Raw genomic sequence first — 19,953 nt, forward strand, 5'->3', positions numbered from 1 at the left:
CGGGACAATGGTCCCGTGTGGTCACGACGACGGAAGGCGAAGGTGGCACGCGGGGTTAAGTCCGCCGGCGACGCGGAGCATACGCGGCTGGCCCAGGCCAACGCGGGAGAGCAGCCATGGCGGTCCTGGGGGCCGTACCTGTCGGAGCGAGCCTGGGGCACGGTGCGGGAAGACTACTCGGAGCACGGCACGGCCTGGGATTACTTCCCGCACGACTGTGCCCGCTCCCGCGCCTACCGGTGGAACGAGGACGGCATGGCCGGCGTCTGCGACGACCGCCAGACGTTCTGCTTCGCCCTCGCCCTCTGGAACGGCCAGGACACGATCCTCAAGGAGCGGATGTTCGGCCTCGGCGGCGACGGGGGCAACCACGGCGAGGACGTCAAGGAGTACTGGTGGTACGAGGACTCCACCCCGACCCACTCCTGGATGCGCTGGCGCTACCACTACCCGCAGACCGCCTTCCCGTACGACGACCTGGTGGCCGTCAACGCCGCCCGGGGCCGTGACGAGACCGAGTACGAGCTCGTCGACACCGGCGTCTTCGACGACGACCGCTACTGGGCGGTGACCGTCGACTACGCCAAGGCCTCGCCGACCGACATGTGCATCGTGGTCAACGTGGCAAACCGCGGCCCGGACACCGCGACGCTGCACGTGTTGCCCACGCTGTGGTTCCGCAACACATGGTCGTGGGGGCTGCCCGGCCGCGACCAGGTGCCCGTGCTGCGTGGCGGCGACGGCCGGCTGGTCGGCGAGCACTGGGTGCTCGGCCAGGTGGTGCTGCAAGGCGAGGGCGACCCGACCGTGCTGTGCTGTGACAACGAGACCAACACCCAGAGACTCTGGGGTCTGCCCGGCCGCAGCGAGTACCCGAAGGACGGCATCAACGACCACGTGGTCGACGGCGCCGACACGGTAAACCCGGCGATGACCGGGACAAAAGGGGCGCTCCACTACCAGCTGACCGTGCCGTCCGGCGGCGAGGTGTGGATCCGGCTGCGGCTGACGCTCACCTCACCGCCGCCCGGCGACGAGGCCGCCCCGCTGCTCGACCTGGGCAAAGACTTCGACAAGGTGGTGGCCGCGCGGCGCGCCGAGGCCGACGCCTACTTCACCAAGCTCACCCCGAAGGGCGCGAGCCGCGAAGAGGCCCTCGTGCTCCGCAAGGCCATCGCCGGGCTGATGTGGGGCAAGCAGTTCTACCACTTCGACGTCGAGCAGTGGCTCAACGGCGACCCGGGCAGCGCGCCGCCACCGGCCGGCCGCAAGCACGGGCGCAACAGCGCGTGGTGGCACATGAACAGCTTCGACGTGATCTCCATGCCGGACCCCTGGGAGTACCCCTGGTACGCCGCCTGGGACCTGGCCTTCCACTGCGTCACGCTGGCCCGCGTCGACCCGGAGTTCGCCAAGCAGCAGGTGCTGCTGCTCCTGCGCGAGTGGTACATGCACCCCAACGGCCAGATCCCGGCGTACGAGTGGGCGTTCGGCGACGTCAACCCACCCGTGCACGCCTGGGCCGCGCTGCGCGTCTTCGAGATCGACGGCGGCCGCGACTACGACTTCCTCGCCCGGGTGATGCACAAGCTGCTGCTCAACTTCACCTGGTGGGTCAACCGCAAGGACATCAACGGCAACAACGTCTTCGAGGGCGGCTTCCTCGGCCTCGACAACGTCGGCCCGTTCGACCGCTCGGCGGCGCTGCCGGTCGCCGGGGTGCTGGAGCAGTCCGACGGCACCGGCTGGATGGCCATGTACGCGCTCAACCTGCTCGACATGGCCGTGCGCCTGGCCGAGCACGACCGGGCGTACGAGGACGTGGCCACCAAGTTCTTCGAGCACTTCGCGTACATCGCGGCGGCCGCGTACCAGCAGGGCCTGTGGGACGAGGAAGACTCGTTCTTCTACGACCAGCTCCGCCTGCCCGACGGCAGCACCGTGCCGCTCAAGGTGCGCTCGGTGGTCGGCCTGCTCCCGCTCGCCGCCACCACCACACTCAGCTCCCGCACGCTCGCCCGCCTGCCCGAGCTGGCCGCGCGGCTGCGCTGGTTCCTGACCAACAAGCCCGCCTACGCCGACGTGCTGGGCGCCCGCCGGCTGGCCGGCGACGGCATGAAACGGCGCCTGCTGTCGATGGTCGGCCCCGAGCAGATCGTGCGCATCCTGGCCCGCATGCTCGACGAGGACGAGTTCCTCTCCCAGTACGGCCTGCGCACCCTCTCCCGCCGCCACCTGGACAAGCCGTTCACGGTCGAGCTCGGCGGCCAGGAGTTCACCGTCGGCTACGAGCCGGCCGAGTCCACCAGCGGCCTCTTCGGCGGCAACTCCAACTGGCGCGGCCCGATCTGGATGCCCACCAACTACCTGCTGATCAGCGCGCTGCGCGACTACGCCGACTTCTTCGGCGACGGCCTGGCCATCGAGCACCCGACCCGCTCCGGCAAGAAACGCACCCTCAACGAGGTCGCCGACGACCTCTCCGACCGGCTGATCTCACTCTTCGTGCCCGACGCCTGGGGCCGCCGCCCGATGTACGGCGCCTGCGAGCTCTTCCAACGCCACCCCGACTGGAAGGACCTGATCGTCTTCCCGGAGTACTTCCACGGCGACAACGGCGCCGGCCTCGGCGCCTGGCACCAGACGGGGTGGACCGCCCTGGTCGCCGACCTGATCCTCACGACGAGACGATAGAGATCTTGAGCTACCGCGACGCCCGTCGTGGTCACTCTCCGTTGCTCCCGCGGCCTCACCCTCCGCCGTTGGCCGCGCCTCCCTCCCCAAGAGGGCAGCCCTCTTGGGCGTGAATTCCCAGCAGGGGTCGCGTATACCCGCCCAGACAGTGACAGGGCTGCCCTCTTGAGGACCGGGCGGGAGGCGCCTCATGCCGGGGCGACTGTGATGGCGCCGGTGCTCGAACGCAGGGTTATCGCGCTCTTGGCTTTCGGGAGGCTGGGCAGGTTGACGGCCGGGCCGGCGGCGGTCTTGGCGTCGATGCGGTATTCGCCCTGTGCCGGCAGAAACACCTGGGTCGCGCCGACGTCGTTCGTCACGTCGACGGCGGGTGGGGCGGCCGCGTAGCGCAGCTCGACGGCGCCGACGCTCGTGGTGGCCTTCGTCTTCCCGGCCAGGCCCGTGCCCCGGATCGCGCCGACGTCGGTGGTGATGTCGAGCGCGCCGGTCATGCCGGTCACCGTCACCGGCGCGGTCCGCACCTTGACGGTCACCGCCAGCGTGCGGGGCACCTCGATCCGGTAGTGGGTGGAGCACCGCCCGTCGGCGTCGGCCGCCTTGCCGCAACCCTGGTCCACCAGGAACAGGGTGCCGCCCTCGACGCGGTGGCTGGTGAGCGGAGGTAGGTCGGCGTACACGTGCCGCTCGCGGACCCGGTGCGGGCCGTCGACGGCGGCGACCTCGACCGAGCCTGACCCGCCGGTCAGTTCGACCGTCGTGACGGTGGCGGGCACGTCGTACGTCTTGAGATCCTCCGCGACCTTGAGGGCGGTGGTGTCGCAGCCGGCGAGGGCGACTGCCGCGAGTGCCGCGAGGAGCCAGCGAGCGGGGGTCAGCACTCGGCGAAATCTACGCGCATGACGACGCGGCGGAGGGTGGGGTGGCTGACCTCCCTGAAGCCGGCCTCCTCGAAGACCTGGCGGGCGCCGACGTGGAGCTCGCCCCAGGTGATCACCTTGCCCGGCTGGGTGGTCATCGGGTAGGCCTCCAGCGCGCGGGCCCCGCGCTCGCGGGCGAAGTCGACCGCGGCCCGGACGAGGTCGTAGGTGAGGCCCCGGCCGCGGTATCCGGTGCGGACCGCGAAGCAGGTCACCGCCCACACGTCGGGGTCGTCCCTGTCCTCCTGCCGGCCTTTCCACGGGACCGGCATGGTGCGCAGCCTCGGGTACGCGACGCGCGGCTCGACCGCCACCCACCCGGCCGGCTCGCCGTCGACGTACGCGACGAGCCCGCTGGTGGCCGCCGCGTCGGGGTCGTCGCACCGGGTCTGCGTGCGCAGGGCCTCGGTGCGTTCCTCCTGTGTGGAGTCGCGCCAAATCCAGCCCACCACCTTGAACCGCTGGCACCGGCACCGGCCGGGGTAGGACCCACCGAAGACGGCGGTGATGTCGTCCCACGACGCCTCGTTGGCCGGGACGATCCGGACGCTCATTGGGGTGGATCCTCGCCGACCAGGCCGTCGACGGCCTCGCGGAAGAGATCGGCGTGCCCCACGTGGCGAGCGTACTCGTCGTGCAGGTCGACGAGCAGGCGTCGCAGGTTGGGTGACCGACCGTCCGGGGTGACGAACCTCGTGGGTTGGTCGAGCCCGCCCTCGGCGAGCGCCTTCGCCAGCGCGGCCCGCCGGCGCTCGACCGCGCCCTGCCAGAGGGCGTAGAGGTCGTCCGGCGAGTCGCCGGCCGCGCTGTGCCAGCACCAGTCGGGGTCGGCCGCGAAGTCCGCCGCCTTCCATGGCCCCACGGGCGGGCCGCCGGTCAGGTCGCGCGCGGTGTAGTAGGCCTCGACAAACGCCATGTGCTTGAGCAGCCCGCCGAGCGTCATCGTCGACGGCGGGTGCGGCTGGCGGAGGCCGGCCGCGTCGAGGCCGCCGCACTTCCAGGCGAACTGGGCGCGGGAGCGGTCGAGCGCGAAGAGCAGCATCTCCACCTCGCCGGCGGTGAACGACGGCTCGTGGATCGTGGTGTCGAGAACTGTCATGGCGGGCATGCTAGGTTCCGTTCCGGTCGTTCTGCTTCCGGATTGTGGGGAGGCGTGGTGAAAACCGAGGCGAGTCCCACCGCGCGGGCGCTGCTCGCGCTCGAGCTCGTGCAGGGCAGCCCGGGGATCACCGCCGACCGCATCGCGGGCAAGCTGGGCGTGTCGGAGCGGGCCGCCCGGCGGTACGTCGAGATCCTCCGCGAGGCCGGCATCCCGATCGAGTCGGTCCGCGGGCCGCACGGCGGCTACCGGCTCGGCCGGGGGCTGCGGCTGCCGCCGCTGCTGTTCAGCGCCACCGAGGCGCTCGGCCTGGTCATGGCCGTGCTCGACGGCCACCACGACGCGGGCGACCCCACCGACCCGGTGGGCAGCGCGCTCGGCAAGCTCGTGCGCGCGCTGCCGGAGCCGGTCGCCGCCCAGGCCGAGGCGGTGCGGCGCAGCACCGCGCCCGCGCCCGACCGGTCCGCCGCGCGCCCCGACCCGCAGACCACGACCGCGCTGGTCCAGGCCCGCGCGCAGGGCCGCCGGGTGCGTCTCGGCTACCGCTCCGAGGCCGGTCCGGAACGGGTCTTCGAGGTCGACCCGTGGGCGGTCGTGGTCCGCCACGGCCGGTGGTACCTGCTGTGCTGGTCGCACACCTCGGGCGCCCGCCGCGCGTACCGGATCGACCGGGTCCGCGACGTGGCGGTGCTCGACGCGGCCTTCAGCCCACCCGCCGACCTCGACCCGGTGGCGATGCTCGAAGAGCACCTGTCCGTCGGTTGGGACTACCAGACGGAGGTGCTCATCGAGTCACCCGTCGAGCCCCTGTCCCGCTGGCTGCCGCGCGCGCTCGGCCGCCTCGAGCCGGTCGACGACGTCACCTGCCGGCTTGTCGGCACCACCAGCGATCCCATCTGGTACGCGGAGCAGCTCGCCGTCGTGCCCCGCATCACCCGGGTCGTGGGCGGCCCGGAGCTGCGGTGGGCGGTGCGCACGCTCGGCGAGCGGCTCGTCGCGGCGGCTAGCTGACCAGAAGGCCGTCGCCTTCACTGTCGAGGTTGACGGTCTGGCCCGGCTTGAGCTCGTCGCCCAGGATCCGCTCGGCCAGGAGCAGGCGACGCCGGGCGGGCGGCGGTGGCCCGGCCCCACCGACGAGCACCGTGCGTGGCTGTTCGCCTTCCGCGAACAGCGCCCGTTCTACGCCCGCGTCCGCGACACCCGCCAGGCCGCCGACCTTCCGCTGGGCCGGGCCGCGCACCTGACCGCGCGGTTTCCGAGGCTGCGCACCGCCACCGCGGCCGGCCTGATGTACGACGGTCCGGGCCGGCAGACCGCCCTCGCGATGCTGTACACGGTGCTGGCCCACGAGTCGCCGGAGCTGCTGCCCACCGCCGAGGCCCGCGCCTGGGTGGGCGACCTGGGCGAGGAGGCGGCCGTCGACGTCGCCTGCGCCCCGCTCGACCGGGCCGCCCGGCTGCTGCTCGACGGCGACCGCTGGCGGCTGTGGACGAGGGTGGAGGCGGCGCTCGCGGCCGGCGAGAGCGGCTCCGACCGGCGGGTCCGCGACGTGGCCGTCACGCTCGGCCGGGAGCTGCGCGCGGTGAGCCTGCGCGGCTCGCTCGGCGGCGTGCGACACATCCTCGACGCGCTGCTCGTCGAGGCCCACGAGGGTCACCCGCCGGGGGCACGCGTCCGGCTCGAGGGTCGGCCCGCCACCGTCGTCGGCGTCCGCTGGTCGCCGGCCGGCCCGCCCACGGGATACGAGGTGTGCCTCGACGGCGACCCGACCGTCCGTGTCGTGCCTACCGATTCCCTCGACAATGGACAGTCGGTCCTGGTGTGAGGCCCGAGCTGGTTCTGGTCCTGCGCTACCGCCGGCGCAAGCAGCAGGACCACGCCAGCCGCCTGGCCAGCGCCGCCCGCCAGTACCCCCGCCCCGGCCGCGGCCGCACGCTCCCGATCGTCGAGCGCTAGTCGGTGCCCACCCGTCCGCTGTTGGTCGCGGCCACTCGGCCACCTCCGGCGGGTCGGCCCTGATCGTTGGCTGGTGGACCTTCGGCGCGATCCGCGACGCGGAGCTGTTAGCTCGAGGGCGATCCGTGGTGGATCGCTTGAGACCAAGGGACTTTTCGGAGTCGGGGTGGCTTCGCCCCCTATTTGGACAGAGATTTGAGCTACCGCGACGTCCGTCGTGGTCCGGACCGTTGCTCCCGCGGCCTCACCCGTCCGCCGTTGGTCGCGCCGGTGGTCGGCGTTTGTCCACAATGGCTGTTCCCGGATCGGCGATCCGGGAAAGCAACAGGGGTTCCGTTGCCGTGAGTAACGGCCGCGATGGCGTGCGCCGCGCGAGAAACGCCACGACGGGCGGCGACCCCGACCCCCGAAATGTCTGTCACATGCGGTCGGGGGTGCCGATGCCGAGCAGGTCGAGCCCACGCCCTAGCACCCGCGCGGTCAGGTCGCAGAGCGCGAGGCGGCTCTCCCGCGCGGTGCCCTCCGCGCGCAGCACGGGGCAGCGCTCGTAGAAGGCGGTGAACGTCGTCGCCAGCCGGAAGAGGTAGGCGGCCAGCCGGTGGAACTCCAGCGACTCGCCCACGTCGGCGACCACGCCCGCGAAGCCGAGCAGCTCGATGGCGAGCGCGCGTTCCTCGGGCGCGGTGACCGGGATCGTGGCCGGGTCGTGCGGTGGGGTCACGCCACCCCGCCGGAAGATCGAGAGGATGCGGGCGCGCGCGTACTGGAGGTACGGGCCGGTGTCGCCCTCGAACGAGATCATCCGGTCCCAGTCGAAGACGTAGTCGCGGGTGCGGTCGTTGGAGAGGTCGGCGTACTTCAGCGCTCCGATCCCGACCTGCTTCGCGATCTCGGTGTCCTCGACCAGCGCCGACGCACGGGCCACGGCCTCGTCCAGGAGCGTGCTGAGCTTGACCGTGTCGCCGGCCCGGCTGCGGAAGAGCTTGCCGTCCGGCCCGAGGATCGAGCCGAAGCCGACGTGCTGGGCGCGCGCCGGCTCGGTGAGCCAGCCGGCCTCGCGGGCGACCTGGAAGACCATCGCGAAGTGCTGGGTCTGCGGCAGCCCCACCACGTAGAGCAGGCGGGTGGCGCCTACCTCGCGGGTGCGGTGGCGGATCGCGGCGAGGTCGGTGGCCGGGTAGCCGAAGCCGCCGTCGGACTTGCGCACGATCAGCGGCAGCGGCCCGCCGTCCCGGCCGGTGAAGCCCGCCGGGTAGACAACCTGGGCGCCGTCGCTCTCCCGCAGCAGCCCCAGCCGGTCGAGTTCGGCCACGACCGGCTCCAGCATGTCGTTGTAGAAGCTCTCGCCCCGGAAGTCACCCTCGGTCAGGCGCACGCCGAGCAGGTCGTACACGGCGAGGAAGTGCCGCTCCGACTCCTCGACCAGCAGCCGCCACAGCCGGCGGGTACCCGGATCGCCGCTCTGGAGGGCGACCACCCGGCTGCGCGAGCGTTCGCGGAAGGCCTCGTCGGCGTCGAACTTCGCGCGGGCAGCCTGGTAGAAGGCGTTGAGGTCGCGGAGCGAGAGGTCTTCGGCCGTCTCGCCCTCGTCGACGAGGTGCGCGATCAGCATGCCGAACGGGGTGCCCCAGTCGCCGAGGTGGTTGGCGCGGAGCACACGGTGGCCGAGCCAGTCGAGCACCCGCACCGCCGCGTCGCCGATCACGGTCGAGCGGAGGTGGCCGACGTGCATCTCCTTGGCCACGTTGGGCGCGGAGTAGTCGACGAGCACCGTCTCCGGTGCCTCCACCCGCGGCACGCCGAGCCGCTCGTCCCGGCTCATCGCGGCCAGCAGCGGCCCGAGCGCGGCGTCGGCGAGCGTGAGGTTGATGAACCCCGGCCCGGACACCTCGGCGGACGCGACGAGCCCGTCGAGCCGGGCCGTGTCGAGCACCGCCGCGGCGATCTCGCGCGGCGGCCGCCCGAGCCGCTTGGCCAGCGCGAGCGCCGCGTCCGCCTGGAAGTCCGCGCGCTGCGACCGTCGCAGGCTCGGGTCCACCCGCGCGCCGGCGACCGCTTCGAAGGCGGGCGCGAGCCGGTCGTGGAGCAGAGCTTCCAAGGTCGCCATGCCCGCAAATGTAGGCGGGGTCGCGGGCGGTGGTCGCCCCAATTACGCCCCGAGCCATAGCGATGGCGGCTATTTCCAGGTACTCCAGCGGGACGCCCTGCTCAGTCGCCGGGCCATGATGTCTCGGGTGGCCACCCCTGCCCTCCGAGGCGAGTCACCAAGTGCGCCCGCCCGTGCGGAAGGATGCGGTCAGAGGGGCTTCCGATCCCCGTCTCAATAGGCCAAGCGTGAGCGGAGGCAGGCCAACCCGAACTGACATGCTTTGCAGCGCCTCGCGGATGAACGGGAAGGCAACGAAGAAGCCAACATTGGCTGAGAAGGCCGGTATCAGCTGGTCAAGGTCGCCGGGCGGCTGGTCAAGATCGAAAGAGACGATCACGTCAACTTCGAACGTCGCGATCGCCTCGCCCGCCACGGTCGTGAGGGGCGCCGCGACACTGAACTTGCAGCTGAATCCCTCCGATCGGCGTCTGTAGGCGGCGCTGACCGCAAGCTCCGCCTCCACGTCGTCCAGCGGGCCGTCTCGGAAAAGCTCCACATTGGACTTTGTAACGCGGACGTCCTTCAGTTCGGCGCTTGCGGCTAGTGCCTCCAATTCGGTCGGGTTGACCTCAGGCGTGCTGGGCGGGCTCGCTGGCGCCTGCTCCGGCTGCTGGGAGGTGAGACGCCGACCCCGCTGCGAGCTCACCTCCGCGCGCCTACGATCACGAGATTTTGCCTTATCCGGCACGAGTCTCTCCGTCGCTCCCGCTTTGTGCGCCTGTTTCGGACGGCTCGATCTCAACCGCCACCGGCGGCTGCTTGACCATCCCCACCGCCATACGCCACGCACTGGATAGCTGCGGGGATGAGCTGCCCGCGCGGGTCAGGCGGGTCGTATCAGGATGGCCGATGAGGCGGTCGGAGAACGAATTGATGACCTCCCACTCGGCATCCACGGGCTCGCGCACGCCAGAGATCGCGCAGTGGATCTGCGCGATCTCGCGGTCGCTGAGGAATGACTCACCGAAATCGATCTTGTAGTTATGCGAAAGCCACTCGGCGACCCGTGCCCAGCGCCAGACCTTGGATGATCCTGGGGAGCCGGCTGGCGGCGGAAAACCGCCCGGACCGCGACGGCCGTCAACCCAGAGTCGAACTGCCTCCCGGGTGACTCCGACGCGATGGGCGATATCGGAAACGCTGACCAAATCTTGGTCGACCTCCACCAGAGTGGCGTGGGGCAGGGCGTGGCGAATGCGTCGGGCGACCTGCACCGTGACGCCAGCAACGTCCGTGGGGTCCTGTTTGTCAGTGTGAAGCGTGGCCAGCACGCGTCCGTCGACGGACGTCCACTCCAAGTCAGAAAGGCGCTCACCGATCATGGACAGTGTGCTTTCGTCTGTCAGATCGACACCGGCTACGTGAAGAGGGACACGGAACATGATCTCACCCGCCTCTTGACTCCTCGACCTGAGCATATACGTGGCGTTGGCGACTGCCAACAGTCTAGGCCGAACTGCAACGTCGCTCAGCCATTCGCCAAACGAGACCGGACCACGGCGAGGCGCGTGCGGCACTGCTGGATCCTCTTCTTGAGGGTCCGTACGGCCTGGCTGCGTGGAAGGCTCTTGGCTTCCTGGTGAACCTCCGACACCGTGGCCTCGGCCAAGTCCATGATCCGTCGAGGATCGAGGTCGTCCGTCTCGGCGGCGTCGAGGGCCTCCTGCGCCGCCTCCTCGGCAAGCGCGACGGCCTTGTCGGCGTCATCGGCAATTTCCCACAGCCGCTCGATCTCCGCGGTGTCTGACTCGGCGGCGTCCATAAGCTCGCTGGCGCGTGCCCACGCCTCCAACGACTCCTGCTGGCCTCCGTGCGCGTCGATCAAGCGCTCAGCCGCGTCTACCAGACGTTCGGCCTTGGTCATCTTCACCGTCGCGGCCTCCAGTCGGCTTGCCGGACCCGTGGCGCTGTGCCGGCATTGCTCGACCTTCCTTCTCAAGCCTGTAGCGGCGGATTCACCGCCCTCACCGGTGCTGAACACCACGTAGGAGCAGAAATCGTTGGTGTCCACTTTCCGACAAAAAACCACTCCGAATATATGTGCCGCGCCACCGGACTCCTTGAAATGCCATCCGGCGCTGCGTGCGAAATCGAGGGCTTCGCGAAACCATTGCGAATTGTGGCGCGGCCACTTGTCGTCCGGTGACCTCCACTCACCGGAATGACCACGCTTTGACATCAACCACCTCGCAAGGTGCCAGTGGACATGGGCTTGTCGACAATAGCGGCAACACCCCACGCGCTATCTTGCCACAGCTCTTGCGCGACCGAGGTTGGTGTATCGGCGGTGATCCTGCCTCGATCGGAAATTGATGTTGCCCCGGATGAATGTCACCTGGCAGCGGTGGGCTTGGGGAGTGGGGCGCGGCCGATGGTGGAGTAGAGGAAGTGGCCGCGGATCACCAGGCCGGAGCGGCGGTCGCGGGCCAGCCACTCCAGGTGGTCGAGCTCGTCGCCGGTCAGGCCGGCGGTGAGCAGGCGGTCGCGAAACAGGGCCAGGTTGACCGTCGCGAGCAGCGCGCCGGGGCTGCCGGCCGGCCAGACGGGCGAGTGGATGGCCGTGTCCACCTCGTGCAGGCCGGCCGCCCGCATCCGGCTGTGTATCCGGGTGGCCCAGGTGGGGTCGTTGTCCAGGATGCGCAGCAGGGCCTTCTGGTAGCGGTCGAACAGTGCCACGTCCTCCCGGCTGGGCGCGTCGATGACGATGTCTTCGGTGCGGATGTACCAGTCTTCGACCACCAGGCTGCCGCCCGGGCCGAGGGCGGCCGCGAGCTTGGCCAGCACCTGCTCGCGCTCGGGCAGGTGGAGCAGGAGCAGGCGGGCGTGGATCAGGTCGTACGGCGGGTCGGGCACCGGCTCGGCGACGATGTCGTGGGCGAGCACGCGGATGCCGGGCTCCTCGACGAGGTGGCGCGGCTTGAGGTCGGTGGCGACCACCGACGCGCCGCGGCCGGCCAGCCAGCGGGCGACGCTGCCCGCGCCGGCGCCGACCTCCAGGCAGCGGAACGGGCCGGCGGGAGTGTCCACAGCGGACAGGCGGGCGCGGGTGAAGTCGTCGAGCATCGCGGATAGGCATGCGTGCTGCTGGAGCGCCACGTCAGCGTCGTTGTCGTAGGCGTAGCCGCCCGGCATCGAACCTCCTGGAAGGGGTGAGGCGACCCGGGCCACCAGGTTGCCGACCAAGGGGCGGGGGCCGCCTCACCGAACGTTCAACCTAGGGTTCTTAGGACCCAGAGTCAATTGGGTACGACGAATACTTGAGACCCCAGGGCGGGCATGATCAAATGTCATACGCCGACCAAGGGGAGTGCCAGCACATGCCCGCCGTGCCCGTTTACCGCAAGATCATTAATGACATACGCGGACGGATAGAGTCCGGTGAACTCAAGGCGGGAGACAAGCTGCCCTCGATCGCCGAGCTGATGCAGGCATACGAGTGCAGTGACACCCCGGTCAAGGCGGCGCTCGGCCGGTTGCAGGACGCCGGGGTGCTCGAGGGCCACCAGGGCCGTGGAGTCTACGTAATGGGCAAGCCCGTCCAGTCCTCCCCAGGTAAGTAGGATCGCGCCAGAACCACACCGTACCCGGCACCCGGAAAGTGGTGCATCCACCCCAAATGGTCGATGTCGTCGTGGTCGGAGCGGGCGTGATCGGGCTGACGTCCGCGATCCGCCTGCGGGATGCCGGCGCCCGGGTGGCGCTCGTGGCCGCCGACCCGCCCGAGCGGACCGTCTCCGCCGTGGCCGCCGCGGTGTGGTATCCCACGCACACCGACCCCGACCCCCGGGTGCTGGCCTGGGCCGGGGAGACCTACGACGAGCTGGCCCGCCAGGCGGCCGCGGGCGCGCCAGGTGTGGTGATGCGCCGCACCCGCATGTTCGTCCAGCCGTCCGACGACCCGTGGTGGGCGCGGGTCGTCCCCGATTTCGAAGACCACGGCGGTGAGTGGCGGTTCACCGTGCCCACCGTGGAGATGGGCCCCTACCTGGAGTGGCTCGTGGCGCGGCTGGCCGGCGGCGGCGTGCGGCTGGAGCGCCGGCGCCTCCGCGACCTGGCCGAGGCGGCCGAGCTCGGGCCGGTGGTGGTCAACGCCACCGGCCTCGCGGCCGGTGTGCTGTGCGCGGACGCCGCGATGGTCCCGGCCCGCGGCCGGATCGTCCTGGTCGCCAATCCGGGCATCGAGACGTCGGTACGCGACGAGCACCACCCGGCCGGCACCGCCTACGTGCATCCACGCTCCCGGGACGTGGTGCTCGGCGGCACGTTCGAGCTGGGGGAGTGGGACACCGGCCCGGATCCGCGGGTCGCGCGGGGGATCGTGGCCCGCTGCACCGAGCTCGTGCCGGAGCTCGCCGGCGCCCCGGTGCTGGGTGAGCTGGCCGGGCTGCGGCCGGTGCGGCGGAGCGGCCCGCGGGTCGGCGCCGACCCCGAGCCGCTGCCCGGCGGTGCCCGGATGATCCATAACTATGGGCACGGAGGGGCCGGAGTAACGCTGTCCTGGGGATGTGCGAGCACCGTTCTCGTAGACTTCGGCCGTGACCTCGGTCCAGATCGCGGAGAGCCACACCCTCCGGCGGGACGCCCGGCGTAACCGGGCCTTGATCATCGAGGCGGCGCGCGAGGTGTTCGCGCTCGCCGGCTTCGGCGCGCCCCTGGACGCGGTGGCCCGGCGCGCGGGCGTCGGACGCGGCACGCTCTACCGCCACTTCCCAGACCGCTACGCGCTGGCGGTCGCCATCTTCGAAGACAACGTGCGCGACATCGAGCAGCTCGCGATGGCCTGCGATGGCCGCCCCGACGCGTTCGACGCGCTGCTGCGCTCGCTGGTCGACCACCAGGTGCGCAGCCACGGCCTGCACCAGGCGCTGGCCAAGGGCAAGGAGGCGCCGGAGCTCCAGGCGCTGGCCGAGCGGATCGTCCACGCCTTCGGCGAGCCGATCCGGCGCGCGCAGGAAGACGGCGCCATCCGCTCCGACCTGGCCAAGGAAGACCTGCTCGACGTCATGCGCATGGTCGCCTCGGTGATCGAGGGGATCGACGACCTCGAGCGCCGGCGGGCCAAGGCCGACCGCGCCGTGAGCCTGCTCCGCAACGGCCTGCGCGGCTGACCAACCCCGCCGCCGAGTTCCAGAGACCTTTCGGAGTCGGGGTGCTTCGACCCTCCTATTTAGACAGAGATTTGAGCTACCGCGACGTCCGTCGGGGTCCAGACCGCTGCTCCCGCGGCCTCACCCGTCCGCCGCTGGTCGCGCTCACCCTGCGCGCAACCGGCGGGGGTTTGAGCTCGCGCCAGGCGGTGGTCGACGTTTGTCCACAATGCCCGCTCCCGGACCGGCGGAGGTAGAGGTCCGCGGGACAAGCCCTTCTCGCGTCCCTGCGACAGGTTCTTTGCGGCGGCCCGCGGGAGCATACGGTCCGTAGCTCAAATCTTTCGGGCTTCGGGCAGCTTGACCACCGCGAGCGGCCTCGTGCTCGGGATCAGGTGGGGTGGTCGCCGCAGGTGGCGATGCTGCACCAGCGGCGGCGTCCACTGTGGTCGGCGAAGAGCCAGCCGCAGGTCCGGCTGGCGCAGGCGCACACCGTGAAACGCCGCGGATCCGCCAGCAGCTCGCCGGCGCTGCGGGCGGCCGCCAGCAGCGGCGCGCGCAGGCCCGCGGCGGGTGTCAGCCGCCAGTGCCCGAGCCCGTCCGGCCCGCGGCGGAAGACCGACACCGCGGCCGCCGCCTCGACGTGCCGGGCCACCGCCGCGAACGCCTTCGCGTCCGCCGGGTCGGTCAGGCAGGCGTACAGCCTGGCCCGCAGCTCGCGGGTCTCGTCGAGGACCGCGGCCGCGGCGAGTGGGTCGCGTCGGGCGGCGCGGAGCAGGTGGGTGACGGTGGCGTCGTCGAGCAGGTCCTGGTGGCCGGCCCACACCGCGAGCGTGGGATAGCCGCGGAGCCACTCCGCGCCGGGCGTGCGTTCGCCGCCCCAGCCGGCGTACGTGTTGCACAGCTCCAGCGCGGGGTGCCCGCCGACGCTCCAGGGCAGCCAGTGGTCGCGGACCCGGACCGCGTACACCGGGGCGGCCGGGCGCTCCAGGCGCGGGTCGCCGGCGAGGATGCGCTGGTGCACGGTCTCCAGCTCGACGCCCGGCTCGACACCTGACTCGCCGGCGAGGGCCTTGCGCGCGTGGTCGTAGAGGTCGAGCGCGTCGGCCTGGCGGGCCGCACGGAACAGGGCGGTCATCACGCTCGCCACGAGCCCTTCCCGGGTGGGGTGCTCGCGGGCCAGGCCGGCGAGGTCGAGGGTGACCCGCTCGTGGTGGCCCATGTCGAGCAGCACCCGCGCGTGGGTCTCGGCGGTAGTGAGCCGCAGGTCGTGTAGTGGCGCGCCGAGCCGCTGGCGCAGCGTATCGCCGGCGAGGCCGGCCAGGAGCGGGCCGCGCCACAGGGCGAGGGCGGTGCCGGCGAGGCGTACCCGCTCGCCCGGGTCGGTCGTGGCCGCCACGCCGCGGGCGAGGTCGGCGAAGCGCACCGTGTCGACGTCGGCGCCCTCGACCGCGTAGCCGCCGCCGGTGGTCACGATCGACACCCGGTGCGGTGACAGGGCGGTGCGGAGGCGGCCGATGTACGTGTGGACGGTGCCCCGTGCGTTCGCCGGCGGCTCGCCGTCCCACAGCAGGTCGGCAAGCCGTTCGACGGTGACGGCGTGGCCGGCGTCGAGCAGCAGGATGGCCAGCAGCAGCCGCTCCTGCCGCCGCCGACCGACCGTCACGGGCTTGCCGTCACGGCCGGCCTCGAAGGGTCCCAGCAGCCTGAACTCCATACCGCTAGGACGCTTTGGTCACCCCAGTTCGGTGCACAGGTTGCGCTCGGTGCCGTGGTACATGGTCACCGTCTTCACGCCGGCGGCGTCGAACGCGACGGTGTAGACCCCGTCGAAGACCCAGAGCCCGCGCGGGCGGTTGCCGCCACCCTCGCGGAAGCCGAACCCGGCCGGCCCCACCAGGTACCAGGTGGATTTGGTGGTGAGGGTCCCGCCCGGCTCGATCTCGACGAGGGCGCTGCCGCCGAGGTCGGCCTCCAGCGTCTCGCCGGTGTCGGTGTTGGTGTACGCGAAGACGAGGTCGCCGACGTACGCCTCGCGCTTGGTCGAGCCGTCCGGGTGGCGGGCCAGCACCTTGGTCTTCACCTCGTCGACGACCGGCTCGCCGTGGACCGGGAAGTCGCAGCGGGCGCCGGCCGCCACGTCGAACGGTGCCGAGGGCGCCGGCAGCCACCCTCCCGCGGTCACCGCGAGCGCGGTCACAAGATTCATCAACATGGGAACGAGCCTGGCCCGGCCCGCTCACCATCCGCTCACCACGGCTGGGTCAGGAGCTCGTGGATGCGGCGGGCCCGGTTGGTGACCGCGGGGTGGTCGAGTGGGCGGCCCTGTGGTGGGCCGAGCCATCGGCAGAGCTGGCGCAGGGCAAGCAGGACCGCGCCGCGCTGGATGGCCGGCCCGTGATCGGCCGGCAGGGGCTGGACGCGCTGGTAGCCGTCGAGCAGGGCGGGCAGCAGGGCTTCCCGGTCGTGCAGGTGGAAGTGGCTCAGGTCGAAGAACGGCTCGGTGCCGCGGATCTCGCCGAAGTCGATGAGCCCGGTGTACCGGTCGCCGGTGTGGAAGATGTGCGTCGTGTCGAAGTCGCCGTGGGCGAGCACCGCGCGTGCGGGAGGCCGGTCGCGCTCGTGTTCGACCATGCCCTCGATGGTGTCGAGGACCGGCGTGGCGAACAGCGACGCCAGCGGGCCGGGCCAGGTCTGCGGCAGGTACGAGGTGAGGTACGGCGGGTAGGTGGCGTATTCGGCCCGCAACGGCCACCGGCGTCCGCGCCGTCGCACGAAGCCGAACCCGTCGACCGGCACCTGGTTGAGCACGGCGAGGTCGGCTCCGGCATCCGCGACCACGGGTGCGGTGCGGGCCGGCGCGGCGCCGGGCACCTCGGTGGTGATCATGACGGAGCGGCCGATGTCGGCGTTGAAGGCCTCGACGTAGACCACCGACGCGACCTTGACGCCGAGGTCGCGGAGCCGCTGGTGCAGCTCCGCGTCGGTTTCGAGGTTTTCGTCGGCCTCCTCGGCCACCCGGAGGTAGAAGGTCTCCGTTCCTGTGTGGACTTGGTACACCTGCGTGGACATCCCTTCGGCGGTGCGCCGGTAGCTGACGGAAGCGCCGAAAGCCTTGTGGAGCAGGGCGTGTAGAGCGTCGGCGGGGACGTCCGGCTTGCGGTGCGACAATGGCGGCCCTTTCGGCGGGGGACAACGACGCGTGCGTGCTCTCGCTAGCATGCCGGCCATGACAACGGGGATCGGATCTCGGCTGGCCGTGGTCGCGTGCGTCGCGGCCCTCGCCATCGCCGGATGTGGCAAGAGCGGTGCCGGAAAGTACGGCGACGAGCTGGAAAACGCCGGCTTTCAGAACGTGTCGGTCACGCGTGACGAGGAGGGCTCCGGCAAGAAGAAGCTCGTCGCGTACGACTTCGACGTCGCCGTAGACACCGACGGTGACGACGGCACTTGTGCCGTCGAGCTGGAGCACCCGGCCAACTCCAAGGGCCGGCTCACCGGCGACGACTGGCACATCGACGAGGTCAACGGCGAAGACGTCAACGGCTGGGGCGCCGACAGTCCGGACGCCGCGAAGGTCAAGCAGCTCCTCCAGGAACACGGCTACGACTGCTGATCAGTCCACCGCGACGGCCCGGGGCAGCGGAAAGAGCGTGAGAAACCGCCGGGCCGTCGCCATGTCGCCGGTGAGCTCGACCCGGCCGTGCCGCATCGCCTTGGACAGCTCGAGGTTGTCGTGGAGCATCGCCGTGAGCGAGTCGGTGTCGGTGTGCAGCGTGACGTCGGCGGCGCCCACCACGTCGCGGGTGGCCTGGAAGGCCCGGTCGGCGATGCGGATGGCGAACTCTTCGTCACCGAGCCGCAGCGCGATGGTGGCGTCGAGATCCCCGGCGGCGTCCGGGTCGAACAACGCCTTCAACGAGAGGATCAGCGAGCTGGCGCTGATCGGGGCGTGCACTGGCAGCGCGGGTGACTGGCTGGCCCACCGGGCGAGCCCGGTGATGAGCGGCTCAAGCTCGGCGCCCCACCCGGTCAGCTCGTAGACCCACGCCGGCGCGGGCGGCCCCAGCCTGCGCCGCCGCGCCAGGCCGGCGCCTTGCAGCTCCTTGAGCCGCTGGGAGAGCACGTCGGCGCTGACGCCGGGCAGGGCGGCCTGTAGGTCGGTGAACCGCTTCGGCCCCAGGAGGAGCTCGCGCACGACGAGCAGCGCCCACCGCTCGCCGACGAGCTCCAGGCCGTGCGCCAGCGCGCATCCGTCGTTGTATCCCCGCTTGCCCACCACCAGATCAGCCTAGCACTCGCTCCGTCTAAGCAACTTTTTGCTTGGAAAAACCGATCAACTACTTGTACAGTCCGAGAGCAAGGATGGTGCGAGCGAGAAGGAGAGCAGCTATGCCACAGGTACTTATCGAGGCACCGACGGGGATCCAGCCAGGCGCCAAGGAGACGATGATGCGGGAGATCTCCGCCGCCGTCGACGAGGCGTTTCGCATCCCCGACGTCCGGGTCTGGCTCCGGGAGTACCCGGCCGGAAACGTCGCGCAGGACGGTCGCGTCGGCGCCGAGCCGATCCGTCCACTGTGCTTCCTGGAGGTCCCCGAGCTGCACAAGCTAGACGCCAAGCGCGCGATGGCCCGGCGGATCCACGACGCCATCGCGGCGGCGTACAGCGGGCTGGCCAACACCGACGAGACACTGATCCTGATGAACCACTACCCGCTGGAAAACGCCGGCTGGGCGGGACGGTTGCAGTCCGACGACGCCGGCGCCGTGGCCGCGGTGCGGCAGCTCAACGCCTGAGCACGGTCGGGGCCCGCCCCCAAATGAGGGCGGGCCCCGCGAATCTCTCAGGACACTCCGGCCGCGCGCCCTTCGTGCAGCGTGATGTTGCGGCCGTCCGACGGGTCGAAGAGGTGGATCTTCTCGAGGTTGAACCAGACCTTGTACGACCCGCCCTCGCGCACCCGCGACTCGGCCGACAGCCGGGTCACCAGGTTGGCGCCGCTGGTCGGCAGGTCGGAGGCGCCCGCGTCGGCGGCGAGCTCTTCCAGCTCGGCCGAGCTGGCCCGCTCGCCCTCGACGGTCAGGTACACGTACTTGTCCGAGCCCATCGACTCGACGAGCTCGACCGGTGCCTCGAACTCCCTGCCCTTGCCCCGCGCCGGCTCGTCGACGAGCGCGGCGTCCTCGAAGTGCTCCGGGCGGATGCCGAGGATCATCTCCTGCGGCGCCTCGCCCCGCTCCAGCATCCCCCGCAGCCGGTCGCCGATCGGCACGTCACCCAGCGCCGTGCGAAGAGCCCCGTCCGACGCCTGCGCGCTGAGGAAGTTCATCGCGGGCGAGCCGATGAAGCCGGCCACGAAGAGGTTGTTCGGGTGGTCGTACAGCGTCTGCGGGTCGCCGACCTGCTGCACCGCGCCGGCCCGCAGCACCACGACCCGGTCGCCGAGCGTCATCGCCTCGGTCTGGTCGTGCGTGACGTACACGGTGGTGGTGCCCAATCGCTTTTGCAGCCGGGAAACCACGGTGCGCATCTGCACGCGTAGCTTGGCATCCAGGTTGGACAGTGGCTCGTCCATGAGGAACGCCTTGGGGCTGCGCACGATCGCCCGGCCCATCGCCACCCGCTGCCGCTGGCCGCCGGAGAGGTTGGCCGGCTTGCGGTCGAGCAGCTCGGTGAGCTCCAGCACCTTGGCCGCCTCGGACACCTTCTCGTCGATCGTGGCCTTGTCCAGTTTGGCCAGTCGCAGCGGGAAGGCCATGTTCTCCCGCACGGTCATGTTCGGGTAGAGCGCGTACGACTGGAACACCATCGCGATGTCACGGTCGCGCGGCGCCTTCTCGTTCATCCGGTCGCCGCCGATGCGCAGCTCGCCGCTGGAGATGTCCTCCAGGCCGGCGATCATGTTGAGCAATGTGGACTTGCCGCAGCCCGACGGGCCGACCAGGATCACGAACTCGCCGTCCGCGATCTCCAGGTCTACGTCGCGCACGGCGACGGTGCCGTCCGGGTACTGCTTGCCGACCTTGTCCAGCACGATCTCGGCCATG

23 protein-coding genes are annotated in these 19,953 nt (G+C 71.0%); 9 read left to right on the top strand and 14 right to left on the bottom strand.

The window, feature by feature from the left end:
- The first annotated feature begins 42 nt into the window (after positions 1-42).
- Positions 43-2,694, top strand: a complete 2,652-nt coding sequence (locus AC5L36_RS34290) for an MGH1-like glycoside hydrolase domain-containing protein (protein ID WP_441222772.1) — start codon at positions 43-45, stop codon at positions 2,692-2,694.
- Between the two features lie 188 nt (positions 2,695-2,882).
- Here the strand turns inward: AC5L36_RS34290 and AC5L36_RS34295 are convergent, their stop codons facing one another.
- From AC5L36_RS34295 to AC5L36_RS34305, 3 genes are read right to left on the bottom strand one after another with little or no spacing between them, the layout of a single operon-like run.
- Positions 2,883-3,572 carry a DUF4097 family beta strand repeat-containing protein gene (locus AC5L36_RS34295; RefSeq protein WP_441222774.1) on the bottom strand — a complete coding sequence of 230 codons (690 nt, stop codon included), beginning with the start codon at positions 3,570-3,572 and terminating at the stop codon, positions 2,883-2,885.
- Positions 3,566-4,165, bottom strand: coding sequence for a GNAT family N-acetyltransferase (locus tag AC5L36_RS34300; protein WP_441222776.1), 600 nt, complete (start codon positions 4,163-4,165; stop codon positions 3,566-3,568). The genes AC5L36_RS34295 and AC5L36_RS34300 overlap by 7 nt, the downstream gene beginning before the upstream one ends.
- A complete protein-coding gene (locus AC5L36_RS34305; RefSeq protein ID WP_441222778.1) occupies positions 4,162-4,710 on the bottom strand; it encodes a mycothiol transferase in 549 nt (182 codons plus the stop codon). The genes AC5L36_RS34300 and AC5L36_RS34305 overlap by 4 nt, the downstream gene beginning before the upstream one ends.
- 57 nt (positions 4,711-4,767) lie before the next feature.
- Between AC5L36_RS34305 and AC5L36_RS34310 the strand changes: the two genes are divergently transcribed.
- Positions 4,768-5,721 carry a helix-turn-helix transcriptional regulator gene (locus tag AC5L36_RS34310; RefSeq protein WP_441222779.1) on the top strand — a complete coding sequence of 318 codons (954 nt, stop codon included), beginning with the start codon at positions 4,768-4,770 and terminating at the stop codon, positions 5,719-5,721.
- On the opposite strand, the gene AC5L36_RS34315 is transcribed toward AC5L36_RS34310, so the two are convergent.
- Entirely contained in the window at positions 5,714-5,950 is a 237-nt protein-coding gene (locus AC5L36_RS34315; protein ID WP_441222780.1) for a hypothetical protein, read from the bottom strand. The two genes, AC5L36_RS34310 and AC5L36_RS34315, sit on opposite strands and share 8 nt — an antisense overlap.
- 48 nt (positions 5,951-5,998) lie before the next feature.
- On the opposite strand from AC5L36_RS34315, the gene AC5L36_RS34320 reads away from it, so the two are divergent.
- Both AC5L36_RS34320 and AC5L36_RS34325 read left to right on the top strand, forming a co-directional pair.
- Positions 5,999-6,535, top strand: coding sequence for a hypothetical protein (locus tag AC5L36_RS34320; protein ID WP_441222781.1), 537 nt, complete (start codon positions 5,999-6,001; stop codon positions 6,533-6,535).
- On the top strand, positions 6,532-6,666 hold the full coding sequence (locus AC5L36_RS34325; RefSeq protein WP_441222782.1) for a hypothetical protein: 135 nt from the start codon (positions 6,532-6,534) through the stop codon (positions 6,664-6,666). The genes AC5L36_RS34320 and AC5L36_RS34325 overlap by 4 nt, the downstream gene beginning before the upstream one ends.
- 418 nt (positions 6,667-7,084) lie before the next feature.
- Here AC5L36_RS34325 and argS read toward each other — a convergent pair whose 3' ends face one another.
- The 5 genes from argS to AC5L36_RS34350 form a co-directional block, all read right to left on the bottom strand.
- A complete protein-coding gene (argS, locus tag AC5L36_RS34330) occupies positions 7,085-8,773 on the bottom strand; it encodes an arginine--tRNA ligase (RefSeq protein ID WP_441222783.1) in 1,689 nt (562 codons plus the stop codon).
- A gap of 154 nt (positions 8,774-8,927) precedes the next feature.
- The gene (locus tag AC5L36_RS34335; RefSeq protein WP_441222784.1) at positions 8,928-9,311 is read right to left on the bottom strand and encodes a hypothetical protein; all 384 of its coding nucleotides are present in this window, start codon (positions 9,309-9,311) and stop codon (positions 8,928-8,930) included.
- A 181-nt stretch (positions 9,312-9,492) separates the two neighbouring features.
- The gene (locus tag AC5L36_RS34340; RefSeq protein WP_441222785.1) at positions 9,493-10,197 is read right to left on the bottom strand and encodes a hypothetical protein; all 705 of its coding nucleotides are present in this window, start codon (positions 10,195-10,197) and stop codon (positions 9,493-9,495) included.
- Between the two features lie 86 nt (positions 10,198-10,283).
- Positions 10,284-10,994, bottom strand: coding sequence for a hypothetical protein (locus AC5L36_RS34345; protein WP_441222786.1), 711 nt, complete (start codon positions 10,992-10,994; stop codon positions 10,284-10,286).
- A gap of 152 nt (positions 10,995-11,146) precedes the next feature.
- Positions 11,147-11,947 carry a class I SAM-dependent methyltransferase gene (locus AC5L36_RS34350; RefSeq protein WP_441222787.1) on the bottom strand — a complete coding sequence of 267 codons (801 nt, stop codon included), beginning with the start codon at positions 11,945-11,947 and terminating at the stop codon, positions 11,147-11,149.
- Positions 11,948-12,132: 185 nt separating this feature from the next.
- Here AC5L36_RS34350 and AC5L36_RS34355 point away from each other — a divergent pair, with 185 nt between their 5' ends.
- The 3 genes from AC5L36_RS34355 to AC5L36_RS34365 are packed head-to-tail and all read left to right on the top strand — an operon-like array spanning position 12,133 to position 13,923.
- Positions 12,133-12,375: a winged helix-turn-helix domain-containing protein gene (locus AC5L36_RS34355; protein WP_441222788.1), complete on the top strand. Its 243-nt coding sequence runs from the start codon at positions 12,133-12,135 to the stop codon at positions 12,373-12,375.
- 56 nt (positions 12,376-12,431) lie between these two features.
- Positions 12,432-13,406: an FAD-dependent oxidoreductase gene (locus tag AC5L36_RS34360; RefSeq protein ID WP_441222789.1), complete on the top strand. Its 975-nt coding sequence runs from the start codon at positions 12,432-12,434 to the stop codon at positions 13,404-13,406.
- Positions 13,351-13,923: a TetR/AcrR family transcriptional regulator gene (locus AC5L36_RS34365; RefSeq protein WP_441222790.1), complete on the top strand. Its 573-nt coding sequence runs from the start codon at positions 13,351-13,353 to the stop codon at positions 13,921-13,923. The genes AC5L36_RS34360 and AC5L36_RS34365 overlap by 56 nt, the downstream gene beginning before the upstream one ends.
- A gap of 370 nt (positions 13,924-14,293) precedes the next feature.
- Here AC5L36_RS34365 and AC5L36_RS34370 read toward each other — a convergent pair whose 3' ends face one another.
- Genes AC5L36_RS34370 through AC5L36_RS34380 form a run of 3 tightly spaced genes read right to left on the bottom strand, consistent with a single transcriptional unit; the run spans position 14,294 to position 17,073 of the window.
- Positions 14,294-15,619, bottom strand: a complete 1,326-nt coding sequence (locus AC5L36_RS34370; protein ID WP_441222791.1) for a BTAD domain-containing putative transcriptional regulator — start codon at positions 15,617-15,619, stop codon at positions 14,294-14,296.
- 18 nt (positions 15,620-15,637) lie between these two features.
- On the bottom strand, positions 15,638-16,117 hold the full coding sequence (locus AC5L36_RS34375; RefSeq protein ID WP_441222792.1) for a hypothetical protein: 480 nt from the start codon (positions 16,115-16,117) through the stop codon (positions 15,638-15,640).
- A gap of 35 nt (positions 16,118-16,152) precedes the next feature.
- The gene (locus AC5L36_RS34380) at positions 16,153-17,073 is read right to left on the bottom strand and encodes a phosphotransferase (protein WP_441222793.1); all 921 of its coding nucleotides are present in this window, start codon (positions 17,071-17,073) and stop codon (positions 16,153-16,155) included.
- A 58-nt stretch (positions 17,074-17,131) separates the two neighbouring features.
- Here AC5L36_RS34380 and AC5L36_RS34385 point away from each other — a divergent pair, with 58 nt between their 5' ends.
- On the top strand, positions 17,132-17,518 hold the full coding sequence (locus AC5L36_RS34385; protein ID WP_441222794.1) for a hypothetical protein: 387 nt from the start codon (positions 17,132-17,134) through the stop codon (positions 17,516-17,518).
- On the opposite strand, the gene AC5L36_RS34390 is transcribed toward AC5L36_RS34385, so the two are convergent.
- Positions 17,519-18,184, bottom strand: coding sequence for a winged helix-turn-helix transcriptional regulator (locus AC5L36_RS34390; RefSeq protein ID WP_441222795.1), 666 nt, complete (start codon positions 18,182-18,184; stop codon positions 17,519-17,521).
- A 110-nt stretch (positions 18,185-18,294) separates the two neighbouring features.
- On the opposite strand from AC5L36_RS34390, the gene AC5L36_RS34395 reads away from it, so the two are divergent.
- The gene (locus tag AC5L36_RS34395) at positions 18,295-18,702 is read left to right on the top strand and encodes a hypothetical protein (RefSeq protein ID WP_441222796.1); all 408 of its coding nucleotides are present in this window, start codon (positions 18,295-18,297) and stop codon (positions 18,700-18,702) included.
- A 47-nt stretch (positions 18,703-18,749) separates the two neighbouring features.
- Here the strand turns inward: AC5L36_RS34395 and AC5L36_RS34400 are convergent, their stop codons facing one another.
- Positions 18,750-19,952 (bottom strand): ABC transporter ATP-binding protein, encoded by a 1,203-nt coding sequence (locus AC5L36_RS34400; protein ID WP_441222797.1) that lies wholly within the window; start codon positions 19,950-19,952, stop codon positions 18,750-18,752.
- Position 19,953 lies beyond the last annotated feature (1 nt).

Source organism: Phytohabitans sp. LZ39 (assembly GCF_059359075.1).